Source organism: Gilvimarinus sp. F26214L (assembly GCF_054401055.1).
The window spans coordinates 23263-35418 of record NZ_JBTIYG010000006.1 but is presented as its reverse complement, the minus strand read 5'-3'; the positions used below and the strand labels follow the sequence as shown (position 1 = coordinate 35418).

The window sequence follows — 12156 nt, the reverse complement described above, 5'->3', positions numbered from 1 at the left end:
TTTCCGGCAGTTCCTGTCAGATTCACGCCAGCTTCAGGGGCAACTCTCGCTGACGCTCGCCGCTGGCCTGGAACAAAGCGTTGGCCAGGGCCGGGGCGATGGGCGGCACCGCAATTTCCCCAATGCCGGTGGGATGTTCATCGCTCGGCACCAGAACAACCTCGATCTCCGGCGTTTCGTCCATCCGCAGCACAGGTAGATCGTGGAAATTGCTCTGCACCACGGCGCCATTCTCTATGTTCAGAGCTGGCTTCAGGGCGGCACTCAGGCCATAGAGGATGCCGCTTTCCACCTGCTCTTCCACAATACCCGGATTCACCATCCGACCGCAATCCACGGCACAGACGACGCGCTCGATGCGATAGCCCGAATCGGACCGGGAGACCTCCACCACCTGCGCCGCGTAGGAACTGAAGGACTCGTGCACCGCTACGCCTCGCCAGCGCCCGGGTGCGGGTGTGTCCCAATCCGCAGCGCGGGTCACCGCCTCGAGTACGCCCAGATGGCGGGGATGATTCTGGAGGTAGCGTCGGCGGTAGGCCACCGGGTCCTGACCGGCCGCGTGGGCCAGCTCGTCGATGAAGCTCTCCACCACAAACGCGTTGTGAGAATGCCCCACGGAGCGCCAGTAACCCAGCGGAATACCCGGATCATAGAGGGCCACGTCCACCTTCTTGTTGGCCACCGCGTAGGGGACCTCCGCCCCTTCCGCCATCGCGGTATCGCGCCCGGCGGTGGCGTTGCCCGCAAAGCGGCCAATCCCGCGGGCCATGGCCTCGGGGAGCCAGGCGGGCAAGTAGGAAGAGACCAGAGTTACGGCCATGCCCTTGGTAATGCTGGCGGATACCAGCCGGTGCCGCCAGGCCACCGGGGTTCCCTCTTCGTCCAGTACCGCACGCAAGCGGTGAACGGTGGCCGGCCGGTAGAAGTCGTGCTGCATGTCGTCTTCGCGGGACCAGATGAGCTTGACCGGCACGTCGGGCATCTGACTCGCAATTGCCGCGGCCTCGCCAGCGAAGTCGGTCATGGCCCGCCGCCCGAAGCCTCCACCCATCAGGGTGGTATGGACCGTGATCTTGTCCGGATCAAAGCCGCCGAATTGCGCCGCCAGCGCCTGCACAAACCCCGGCGCCTGGGAGGGCGCCCAGATTTCGCAATGGTCCCCTTTCGCCCAGGCGGTGCAATTCTGGGGCTCCATGGTGCTGTGGTGGAGGTAGGGTGCGGCATAGATGGCCTCCAGGGTGTTGGCGGTCTGTCCCGCCTGCTCCCAGGCCCCGTCCGCGTCGCCTTCGGCCAGGGCCTCGACGATGGTTTCCGCGGAGTCGAGGGCCTGTTCCTGGTTACGGCGGATATCGGCGGAACTCAGGCCATCCAGAGGCCCGGGATTCCACTCCACGCCCACCTGCGAAGCCGCCTGCCGGGCTTGCCAGTAGCCGTCCGCGACCACAGCGACGCCATTGTGGATGGCGAACACCTTCTGCACGCCGGGCATTTCCAGGGCTCGGCTGGCATCGAAGCTCTGCAGGGTTCCGCCAAACTGGGGGCAGCGGATCACCACCGCCACTTTCATGCCCGGCAGTGTGACGTCCACGCCGAATCGGGCGGTGCCGTCCACCTTGGCGGGAGTGTCGAATCGGGGCAGGGATTTGCCGATCCATTTGTAGTCCCCGGGAGCCTTGAGCGGCGCATTGTCCGGCAGCGGCTGGGTTTTGGCAGCATCGGCCAGTTCGCCGTAGGACAGTCGCCTGCCAGAGGCGGAGTAAACAACCACTCCGTCGTCGGTGGTGAGGTCGTCCAGTGGTACGTTCATTTGTTGGGCCGCGGCCTGCATGAGCATGCGGCGGGCGCTGGCGCCGGCCTCCTGGAGGGGCTGCCATGCGGTGGTGAGGCTGGTGCTGCCGCCAGTGACTTGCATGCGCATGGCGGGGTTGTTGTAGGCGGAGTGGACGCCGGCCATTTCAACCTGAATCCGGGAGGGGTCGAAGTCCAGGGCTTCGCCCATAAGGGTGGTGAGGCCTGTGTAGACTCCCTGGCCCATTTCGGCCTTGTCGAGTTGGAAGATGACCTTGCCATCGGGTGTGATCTGGAGCCAGGCGTTGGGCTGGAAGCTGCCGGGGGCGGTCTGGGGCACGGGTTTGTCGCCGGCCAGGCTGAAACCGAGAATCAGGCCGCCGCCAAGGAGGCCGCCACCAATCAGCAGTTTGCGTCGGGTAATTTTCATTGGCTTTCTCCTGCTGCTGCGGGGTCGTATTCCTGAACAGCGCCGGTGAGGGATGCGGCCTGGTGGATGGCGCGGCGGATACGGGGGTAGCTTCCGCAGCGGCAGATGTTGCCGGCCATGGCGCGGTTGATGTCGTCGTCGCTGGGCTGGGGCTGTTGTTGCAGGAGGGCGGCGGCGGACATGATTTGCCCGGACTGGCAGTAGCCGCACTGGGGCACGTCGATGGCGCGCCAGGCTTGCTGGACGGGGTGGTCGCCGCCGAGCCCTTCGATGGTGGTGATGGTTTTGCCGGCCAGTTGGCCGATCGGAAGGATGCAGCTGCGGGTTGCTGTTCCGTTTACGTGAACGGTGCAGGCGCCGCAGAGTCCTTGACCGCATCCGAACTTGGAGCCGGTGAGATTGAGGCGTTCACGCAGGACCCACAGCAGGGGGGTGTTCGGGTCCACATCGTCGGGAAGCGTCACCGCCTCGCCGTTTACTTTCAGTCCGATCATCGTTTAGTCCCTCTTTGTCGCTCGCGCTTTATTATTGATCGTCTCTCGCGCATCGTTAGTGTGGTGCCGAGGCGCGTTGTTTCTCGTACATGTGGTTGTGGTGCCGCGGCGCGTTGGTTCTCGTACATGTGGTTGTGGTGCCGCGGCGCGTTTGCCGACAGGGGGAGGGGTTTCGAAAACGCATGAATACGTCCGTGTAGCTCCCGCGCGGCATCCATGCCGCGAGGGTTTCGAAACCCCTCCCCCTGTCGGCAAACTTCCATCCCAGACTCTCCAGAATTCGGTGGTCGCTTGCGCGGGCGTGGCCACACGTTAACAGAACTGCCGTTCAAAGCGGGCATTGGATCGTGCCCGGCTCACACCGCCTCAGGCCTCCCGCCCCGGGCCCAAGGGCTTGACCAGCAGAATCAGCTTCGGCAGCAGGGTCAGGGACCCGAGGATTGCCGCTGCGATGGCCAGGCTGGTGAGCAGGCCGAAGTAGATGGACGGGATGAACTTGGACAGGGCCAGTACCGAGAAGCCGATGATGATGGTGATGGCGGTGTAGTACATGGCCCGGCCGATGGATTGGTGGGAGCGGTGCATGGCGGCCACGTAGTCCCCGTCGACCTTGAATTCCTGTTTGAAACGGTAGATGTAGTGGATGGCGTTATCCACCCCCATGCCCACGGTGATGGCGGCCACCATGATGTTCATGAGGTCGAGGGAGATGCCGAACAGTCCCATGCTGCCGAGCACGACGCCAGCGGCGATGAGGTTGGGGACGATGGCCACGACCGAGAGCCGGATGCTTCGGAACAGAATCATGAACATGATCATGATGCCCAGAAATACGGTGCCGAGGGTGACGATCTGGGAGTAGTACAGACTCTGCAGAACGTTGTTATACAGTACCAGCAAGCCGGTGAAGTGAACCTGTTCCGGCGCAAGTCCCACTTCATCGACTGCAAAGCGGCGGATTTTTTCGGGCAGCGCCTGGCGGTCGAGGCCGGAGTCGATTTCCTGCACCCGCAGGTTGATGCGGGTCTGGTTTGCCTCGAAGGAGAGGAAGGAGGCCAACAGGTCGTCCATTTCCGCCGGAAGCTGGTTTTGCAGCACTTGCAGCTCGAAGTCATTGAGAGGGCCACCGTTGATGTCTCGCGCGACTTTGTAGGCGGTGGCCAGTGACTGCACCCGCCCTACTTCGGGGAGGCTTTCCAGGTAGTCGTGAAGGGCTTCGATCTGGCGCAAGCCGGCGACGGTGAACCAGTAGCTCTGCTTGGCGGCGGGAGAGCCATCAGCTTCGTCGGCGAATGGGTCGTCGCCAAAGGGATCGTCTTCGGCAAAAGGATCGTCGGCTTCGCTGCCTTCACCGAACGGGTCTTCCGCGGCGCTGCCGCCACCGGCTGTGCCGAAGGGATCATCCGGTTCGGCGAAGGGGTCGTCTTCGGTGGCGGTGCCCTGCCCCGCCTGGGGCGCGTCCAGGATGATGTCGAGCGGGGTGGTTCCCCCCAACTGGCGGTCGATGACGCTCAGGCCCTGATAGATTTCAGTGCTTTCGTGGAAGTAGTCAATGGGGCGGTTTTCCACGTCGAGGCGGCTGATGCCCACGACCGCGGCAACCGCCGCCAGGGCGGCAATGGTCAGGACGACGCCACCGCGCTTTTCGGCAAACCGGGCGAAGTGCTCGGTGAATGCGCGTGAGGTGTCCACCTTTTCTTTAGGCTCGCCTTTCGGCAGCAACACCAGGGCTGCGGGCAGGAAGCTGAAGGTCATGATGTAGGCCAGGCTCAGGCCGATGGTCATCATCCAGCCGAAATCGATGACGGGTTTGATGTCGCTAACCACCAGCGAGACGAAGGCCACGAGGGTGGTGAGCACGGTGTACAGGCAGGGCAGGGCCATTTGCCGGGCTGCTTCGAGCACCAGTTGCTGCTGGGTCCACTCTGGGTTGCGGGCGTGAAGTTCCCGATAGCGAACCACGATGTAGATGTTCAGGGCCAGGGTGAGGATGAGCAGGAGGGAGACGAAGTTGTTGGAGATCACCGTGATCCGCCAGTCCACCCAACCCAGGTACCCAAGCATCATGCTCACCACCAGCACACAGGTGGCAAAGGGCAGAATAACGAAGCGGGGCTGGCGGAAGATGATGGCCAGCATGGCGATAATAAAAATGATCACCGCGGTGCCGAAGGTCACCAGATCGCTTTTGACGAAAGCGATGGTGTCGGCGGCAATCATGCTGACGCCGCCGACGAAGATTTCCGCCTCGTCCTGGTACTTGGCCACTACCTGCCGAACCTGCTCAATCCGCTGTCGGTCCTGTTCGGCCAGTTCGGTGCGGTAAGCACGGAATTCAGCCGCCACCGCATCCAAGCGCTCCTGTTCCTGCTCGCTCAGTCCTTCCTGGTCCTGTTTCAGGCGCAAGGCATCGCGCTCGCGCACCAGCTCCAGATATTTGTTGTTCACCGCGATATTGAGCTGGATCGCGGTGGTGCGCCCGTCCTTGCTGACCAGAGTGTCCCGGTACAGCGGACTTTCCTGATACTCCTCCATCGCCTGTTCGCGGTCGACGCCCGGCGTAGTGAGAGTGCGGAATTCCTCCATGGAGGTAATTTCCGAAAGCGTCAGGGGCGGGCTGTAGAGCAGCGGCACATCGAGAATGCTGAGAGAGCCGGTGATGCCCTCGATCTCCAGCAGGTCATCGCGCAGGGAACGGAGTGTGTTCAGGGAGGCATCCGAGAACAGTTCATTCTCGGGCGTATAGGTAATGACCAGAAAGTCGCCGCTCTGGTAGCGCTCGGTGATCTCCCGGTTGTAATCCAGATCCGTGTCGTGCTCCAGGGTCAGGGAGTCGGCGGAGGCATCCACCTTGATTCGGGGCAGACCCGCGGCCAATACCGCAAACGCGAGAAGTACGACTGCAACAGTCAGTTTTGGATGTTTAATGACTACGGATTCGTAGAGGTGGGAAAGCCGATCTGACATGCACGCCGCCTGTTCTTGATTTTTCGACCACGCCCGGCCACCCAGCCAGGGCCAATGAAGCGAACCATGGTAAACAGTCGCTCGGCGCGAGTCACTAGGGAGCCGCTTTTTGTGGGGCGTTGCCGGATTGCCGGTTACTCACCCCATCGGGGCATGATGGTCTGCTGAATGCCCAGATGATCCAGGATTCTGCCCACCACAAAATCGATCAGATCATTGATGGCCGACGGCTGGTGATAGAAGCCCGGGCTGGCGGGCATGATGGTTGCGCCCATGCGGGTCAGCTTGAGCATGTTCTCCAGATGAATTTCCGAATAAGGCATTTCCCGGGGAACGATGATCAGTTGACGGCGCTCCTTGAGAGCCACATCAGCAGCGCGCTCCACCAGGTTGTTACTGGCCCCGCAGGCGATGGCCGACAGGGTTCCTCCACTGGCCGGGCAGATGACCATGGAGCTCGGGGAACTGGAGCCTGAAGCCACGGGAGAAAACCAGTCCTGACGATCAAGCAGCAGGAGCTGCCCTTCTTCCGCGTTGTAACTGCGAGCCAACACCCGTTGCTGCTCAAGGAGGGAGTCCGGCAACTCCAGTTCGGTTTCCGTGGCAATAACCGTCTGGGCCGCCTGGGAAATCATCATGTACACCTGGCAATCGGCGGCCAGCAGACATTCCAGCAAACGCAGGCCATACTGGGCGCCGGAAGCACCGGTCATGGCCAGCGTGACGGTTCGGTAGAAGTTACCCGTGTAGCTCTCGGTCATGAATCTCCCCTGCCGGATCGTTAAGTAGTCGCTTCCAGCGCTGCGATCAGGCGTGGATGAATGCCGCCGAAAGCGCCGTTGCTCATCACCACCACCTGGGTTCCCTCGTCCGCTGCCGCAACAGTCCGAGCGATCAGCTCGTCAATGTCCGTGACCACCTCCGCCGGCACCGAACTCTGGGCCACCACATCGGAAAGCGACCAGTCCATGCCGGGCGGCTGGTACCAGAATACCTGATCCGCGTCTTCGCAGGCGCGGGCCAGATTGGCCTTGTGAGTACCCAGGCGCATGGTGTTGGAGCGCGGTTCGATCAGGGCAATAATTTTCTGACTCCCCACCCGGGCCCGCAGCCCCGCGAGCGTCGTCTTGATCGCCGTCGGGTGGTGGGCGAAATCGTCAAATACCCGCACCCCGCCGGGCTCGCCCAGCAGCTCCATGCGCCGCTTCACTCCGCGGAAGCGGGCCAGCGCCTCAATGGCCACCTGCGGCTTCACCCCTACATGCCGGGCGGCGGCAATGGCCGCGAGTCCGTTCATGATGTTGTGATCACCGCTTTGCTGCCAATCGACCTCACCCACACTCACACCTTCAAATTGCACCTCGAACCGGGACCCATCGGCGCTCAACCGAGTGGCCCGCCAGGGAGTGTTGTCGTCACCGTCAATGGAAAGGGCCTGCCGCTGGGACCAGCAGCCCCGCTCCAGAACCTGCTCGATGCTCTCCGTCCCTGCGGGATAAAGCACCAGACCGTTGCCCGGCAGAATACGCATGAGGTGGTGGAACTGGGTCTGAATGGCTGCGAGATCGGGAAAAATATCCGCGTGATCGAACTCAAGGTTATTGATGACCAGAGTGCGCGGCGCATAGTGAACAAACTTGGAACGCTTGTCGAAAAACGCCGTATCGTACTCGTCCGCCTCAACCACAAAAAAGACCGACTCGCCCAGCCGCGCGGAGTGCTCGAAATTGCCGGGCACACCGCCAATGAGATAGCCCGGCTGCATGCCCGCGTATTCCAGAATCCAGGCAAGCATGCTGCTGGTCGTGGTTTTGCCATGAGTACCGGACACCGCCAGCACCCACTTACCCGGCAGGACGTGATCGTGCAGCCACTCCGGGCCCGACACATAGGGAATACCCCGGTCCAGCACCGCCTCCACCGCCGGGTTGCCGCGGCTCATGGCGTTGCCCACGATCACCAGGTCCGGTGCCGGATCCAGCTGCACCGGGTCGTAGCCCTCGATGATTTCAATTCCCGCCGCCTCCAGCTGCGTGCTCATGGGCGGATACACGTGCGCATCGGCACCGGTCACCCGATGGCCCTGGGCCTTCGCAAGCTGCGCCAGACTGCCCATGAAAGTGCCGCAAATGCCGAGTATGTGAATATGCATAGCTGATTGAATCCGGACCGTGAAAGCGGGCCAAAGCTTAGCACGGGGGCGCCGGCTTGGGTTGGGACCAATCGCCAGTTTGACCAGCTCCGTGCACCGCCACGGCAAGCCGCGGCAACCCACCGTTCGGCAACATCCACCCGAACCGCCGTACTCAGATAATCGCACGTGACGGTCGATCGAAGTGGCCCCGCCTCCGAATTGCACGGTGGGAGTTTGGGGCAGGACCCGGTGTTTCAAAACCCTGGCGTCATGGATGACGCGAGGGAGCTACAGGGACGTATCCACCGCGTTTTTGAAACACCGGGGCCTGCCCCAAACGTGGGGGTGGCACAATGCCCCAAACGTGCGGTGGCACAAAGCCCAACATGCGACGGCACAAAGCCCGAAACGTGCGTTGCCACAAAGCCCCAAACATACGGAGACACAAAGCTCCCACGGGTGGTGGCACCAAGCCACAGCAATGCCCCCTGAGAACACCGGCCCCGGATCGTCGAGACAGTGTATGACTCCATCCCACACCACGGTCAAACCGGGAACCCAATTGCCGAGCATGAGTCTTCAATGGCGGCGCCGCGCGAGCACACGGTTACTCTGGCTCGGCGATTTAGCTATCATAGCGCCCCTTCTATATTGCACCGACCCCGCTTACCACCGAGCAGCCACCCCCAACAGGAGAAATGATGGCCAAGCCGAACGCTTTTTACGCACAGTCCGGAGGTGTCACCGCCGTAATCAACGCCAGCGCCTGCGGGGTCATCGAAACTGCCCGCCAGTACAAACAGCAGATCGGCAAAGTCTACGCCGGCAACAACGGCATCATCGGCGCGCTGCGCGAAGAACTCATCGACACCAGCAAGGAAACAGCAAAAACCATCGCCGCCCTCAAACACACCCCCTCCGGCGCCTTCGGCTCCTGCCGCTACAAACTGAAAAGCATCGAAGAAAACCGGGCCGAATACGAACGGCTCATCGAAGTCTTCCAGGCCCACAACATCCGCTACTTCTTCTACAACGGCGGCGGCGACTCCGCCGACACCTGCCTCAAAATCTCCCAGCTCTCGGAAAAAATGGGCTACCCGTTGCAAGCCATCCACATCCCCAAAACCGTGGACAACGACCTGCCCATCACCGACACCTGCCCCGGCTTCGGCTCCGTTGCCAAATACGTCGCCGTCTCCATCAAAGAGGCCGGGCTGGACGTGGCCTCCATGTGCGCAACCTCCACCAAAGTATTCGTCATGGAAGTCATGGGGCGCCATGCCGGCTGGATCGCCGCCGCGGGCGGCCTCGCGGCCCAGGAAAAAGGCGACGCGCCCCATGTCATTCTCTTCCCCGAGATCGCCTTCGACCGCCAGGCCTTCCTGAAAAAAGTGGACGACTGCGTCAAGAAGTTCGGCTACTGCGCCATTGTGGCCTCGGAAGGCTGCCAGGACAAAAATGGCAAATTCCTCGCTGACGCCGGCACCAAGGACGCCTTCGGCCATACCCAGCTTGGCGGTGTTGCACCAACCCTGGCCCAGATGGTGAAGGACGAGCTGGGCTACAAATACCACTGGGCTGTGGCGGACTATTTGCAGCGGGCCGCACGGCACATCGCCTCCGCCACCGACGTGGAGCAGGCCTACGCTGTGGGTCAGGCCGGTGTGCAGATGGCCCTGTCGGGCAAGAATTCAGTGATGCCGGCCATCATTCGCAAATCGGCCCCGGGCAAGAAGTACCGCTGGAAGATCGAAGAGGCGCCGCTGCAACGAGTCGCCAACGTGGAGAAGAAAATGCCCCGCAACTTCATCACCCGCGACGGCTTCGGCATCACCGAATCCTGCCGGAACTACCTGGCCCCCCTGATCGAAAGCGAGAGCTATCCGCCCTACAAAAACGGCTTGCCGGTGTATGCGCGTCTGAAAAAGGTGATGGCTCCCAAGAAGCTGAAAACGACGTTCGAGGTGTGAAGCAGAAGGCGGGCGCACGTTTGCTGCACAAGGTTTGAAGTGATTGAAGACCTGAGCATCGAGGTACTGGATGCCCGCCGGAAGGACGTGGCGGACCTGCTGCAGCGGGCCGATGACTACCTCCTCAGACGCTACCCGCCGGACCTGTGTTTTCTGGACGATGCACAAGCTCTGGCCCGGCCCGAAGCAACCCTGCTGGGCGCGTTTGTGGGCGGCGCTCTGATGGGCGTTGGCGCCCTCAAGCGGCAGTCCGGGCCCCTCGAAAACTACGGGGAGATCAAGCGGGTGTTCGTGGCCGATGAGGCTCGAGGACGAGGGCTGGGCAAGGCCTTGGTGGACGCCCTGGAAGGATTGGCGCTACAGGAAGAACTCCCGGTCATCCGCCTGGAAACCGGCACCGAACAACCGGAGGCGGTGGCGCTCTATCGACGCCTGGGTTATCGGACCCGCGGCCCCTATGGAGACTACCCGGACAACCCTTACAGCATCTTCATGGAGAAGCACCTGCGTCTGCAGGACCCATAACCCCCGACATCCGCCACGCCCCAAATGCTATGCTTGGGTTCTGAACACGTTCATCTGGCTGACTCCCACTGTGCCTACCGCAGAATTTTACCCGAACGCCCCGCTCTCCCAATTCCTCCTCTGGTGCGCCTGCGTGCTCGTGCTGGCCGCGATCTCCCGGCGCGCTCTGGGTAACCCGCGCTGCCACGGCTTCTACCGCTTCTTCGCGTTCGCCTGCTGCAGCGGGGTACTGATTCCGGCACTCCCTTATTGGCAGGCCGAGCTGTTCGCGCCCCATCAACTGGCCTCCTGGTTCGTGCTCTTCACCGCGTTGGGCATGCTGGTCGGCGCGGTGCACATGCTCCTCACCCTCGGCGGACGACGGGACGACAGGGCCGCCGAGAATTTCGCTTTTGAGAATACCGCCACACTGGTGGAGTCAGGCATCTTCCGCTGGGTCCGCCACCCGATGTACAGTGCACTGTTGCTGTTCACCTGGGGCGCCTGGCTGAAACGGCCGGAACTGCCGGGGCTGGCCATGAGCCTCGGGGCCACGCTGTTTTTGTGGCTCACCGCCAAAGCGGAGGAGAGAGAAAACCTCGAGTTCTTCGGTGAGGCCTATCGCCACTACAGTGAGCGCACCAAAAACTTTATTCCCTACTTATTCTGAGCTTCTCTGAACCAACACCACCGGCGCCAATCAGATAAGCCGTCGACAACGAGGAAGTGCAATGTCCCCCCTTCGAGTATCCCTGCTGCTGGTGCTGGCCCTTCTCAGCGCCTGCGCCCGCAATACGCCCGAAAGCGTGGCGGACCGGTACTGGCAGGCGGTGATCGCCAACGACGAGGAAGCCATCCGGCAGTCCATTGCCAGTTCCTCCTCGCCGAGCCTGAGTACGGTGATTCATCCGAGCCCGGAAAGCCGGGTGACCTTCGGCCCCACCGAGCGCCAGGAGGAAACCGCCCAGGTCGCCACCACGATTCATTGGGTGGACGGTGAGGAGACGGCAACCTTCGACACCGAGACCATGCTCGTCCTGGAAGAGGGGGAATGGAAAGTGGAACCCGCGCTCACCCGTCAGGCCTTCTTCGACAGCGTATACAGCTCCGCCATCACCGGACTGGAAGCCGCCCTGGAAGAAAGCGCCGAGGCGTTTCGAGAGCTGGGGAGCGAGCTGAGCGAGACCATGGCCCGCGAACTCACGGCTGCCAGCCGTGAACTCCAGGAACAGACGGAAAAGGCCAACCAGGAGATTCAAAAGTTTCTGGAAGAACTGGACGAGGAATTACGCAAGGAATTGGAAAAACGAAAGTAGCCACTCCGAATTGGGTTACGCTTCGCTAACCCAACCTACAGTCCACTCCACCTCCGTAGGTTGGGTTAGGCCGCAGGCCGTAACCCAACAGATTGCCCCCAAAAAGCTCCCGCTGTCATACATTCAAAAGACGAGCGACCCGTTCGCCGCAGCCGGCCCCCGATGTTGGGTTACGCTTCGCTAACCCAACCTACAGTCCACTCCACCTCCGTAGGTTGGGTTAGGCCGCAGGCCGTAACCCAACAGATTGCCCCCAAAAAGCTCCCGCTGTCATACATTCAAAAGACGAGCGACGCGTTCGCCGCAACCGGCCCCCATTGTTGGGTTACGCTTCGCTAACCCAACCTACAGTTCACTCCACCTCCGTAGGTTGGGTTAGGCCGTAGGCCGTAACCCAACAGATTGCCCCCGAAAGCTCCCGCTGTCATACATTCAAAAGGCGAGCGACCCGTTCGCCGCAGCCGGCTCCCAATGTTGGGTTACGCTTCGCTAACCCAACCTACAGTCCACTCCACCTCCGTAGGTTGGGTTAGGCCGCAGGCCGTAACCC

General features: G+C 61.9%; 9 protein-coding genes. 4 read left to right on the top strand and 5 right to left on the bottom strand.

The window, feature by feature from the left end; genetic code table 11:
- Nucleotides 1–22 precede the first annotated feature (22 nt).
- The 5 genes from ACURWW_RS08260 to mpl form a co-directional block, all read right to left on the bottom strand.
- Nucleotides 23–2221: a molybdopterin cofactor-binding domain-containing protein gene (locus ACURWW_RS08260; protein WP_445616334.1), complete on the bottom strand. Its 2199-nt coding sequence runs from the start codon at nucleotides 2219–2221 to the stop codon at nucleotides 23–25.
- On the bottom strand, nucleotides 2218–2715 hold the full coding sequence (locus ACURWW_RS08255) for a (2Fe-2S)-binding protein (RefSeq protein WP_445616333.1): 498 nt from the start codon (nucleotides 2713–2715) through the stop codon (nucleotides 2218–2220). The genes ACURWW_RS08260 and ACURWW_RS08255 overlap by 4 nt, the downstream gene beginning before the upstream one ends.
- Nucleotides 2716–3081: 366 nt before the next feature.
- A complete protein-coding gene (locus ACURWW_RS08250; RefSeq protein WP_445616332.1) occupies nucleotides 3082–5682 on the bottom strand; it encodes an efflux RND transporter permease subunit in 2601 nt (866 codons plus the stop codon).
- A 134-nt stretch (nucleotides 5683–5816) separates the two neighbouring features.
- Entirely contained in the window at nucleotides 5817–6443 is a 627-nt protein-coding gene (locus ACURWW_RS08245; protein ID WP_445616331.1) for a flavin prenyltransferase UbiX, read from the bottom strand.
- Between the two features lie 20 nt (nucleotides 6444–6463).
- Nucleotides 6464–7834 carry a UDP-N-acetylmuramate:L-alanyl-gamma-D-glutamyl-meso-diaminopimelate ligase gene (gene mpl, locus ACURWW_RS08240; protein WP_445616330.1) on the bottom strand — a complete coding sequence of 457 codons (1371 nt, stop codon included), beginning with the start codon at nucleotides 7832–7834 and terminating at the stop codon, nucleotides 6464–6466.
- A 683-nt stretch (nucleotides 7835–8517) separates the two neighbouring features.
- Between mpl and ACURWW_RS08235 the strand changes: the two genes are divergently transcribed.
- The 4 genes from ACURWW_RS08235 (at nucleotide 8518) to ACURWW_RS08220 (ending at nucleotide 11606) form a co-directional block, all read left to right on the top strand.
- Nucleotides 8518–9786, top strand: a complete 1269-nt coding sequence (locus ACURWW_RS08235) for a 6-phosphofructokinase (protein WP_445616329.1) — start codon at nucleotides 8518–8520, stop codon at nucleotides 9784–9786.
- Nucleotides 9787–9825: 39 nt separating this feature from the next.
- A complete protein-coding gene (locus ACURWW_RS08230; RefSeq protein WP_445616328.1) occupies nucleotides 9826–10311 on the top strand; it encodes a GNAT family N-acetyltransferase in 486 nt (161 codons plus the stop codon).
- 70 nt (nucleotides 10312–10381) lie between these two features.
- Nucleotides 10382–10960, top strand: a complete 579-nt coding sequence (locus ACURWW_RS08225) for a methyltransferase family protein (RefSeq protein ID WP_445616327.1) — start codon at nucleotides 10382–10384, stop codon at nucleotides 10958–10960.
- Nucleotides 10961–11021: 61 nt separating this feature from the next.
- Nucleotides 11022–11606 carry a hypothetical protein gene (locus ACURWW_RS08220; protein ID WP_445616326.1) on the top strand — a complete coding sequence of 195 codons (585 nt, stop codon included), beginning with the start codon at nucleotides 11022–11024 and terminating at the stop codon, nucleotides 11604–11606.
- Nucleotides 11607–12156 lie beyond the last annotated feature (550 nt).

Excerpts from the sequence above, each read along its gene's own strand:
- ACURWW_RS08255 (WP_445616333.1), bottom strand. The coding sequence starts at position 2,715 with ATGATCGGACTGAAAGTAAACGGCGAGGCGGTGACGCTTCCCGACGAT.
- ACURWW_RS08220 (WP_445616326.1), top strand. The coding sequence starts at position 11,022 with ATGTCCCCCCTTCGAGTATCCCTGCTGCTGGTGCTGGCCCTTCTCAGC.
- mpl (WP_445616330.1), bottom strand. The coding sequence starts at position 7,834 with ATGCATATTCACATACTCGGCATTTGCGGCACTTTCATGGGCAGTCTG.
- ACURWW_RS08235 (WP_445616329.1), top strand. The coding sequence starts at position 8,518 with ATGGCCAAGCCGAACGCTTTTTACGCACAGTCCGGAGGTGTCACCGCC.
- ACURWW_RS08245 (WP_445616331.1), bottom strand. The coding sequence starts at position 6,443 with ATGACCGAGAGCTACACGGGTAACTTCTACCGAACCGTCACGCTGGCC.
- ACURWW_RS08250 (WP_445616332.1), bottom strand. The coding sequence starts at position 5,682 with ATGTCAGATCGGCTTTCCCACCTCTACGAATCCGTAGTCATTAAACAT.
- ACURWW_RS08260 (WP_445616334.1), bottom strand. The coding sequence starts at position 2,221 with ATGAAAATTACCCGACGCAAACTGCTGATTGGTGGCGGCCTCCTTGGC.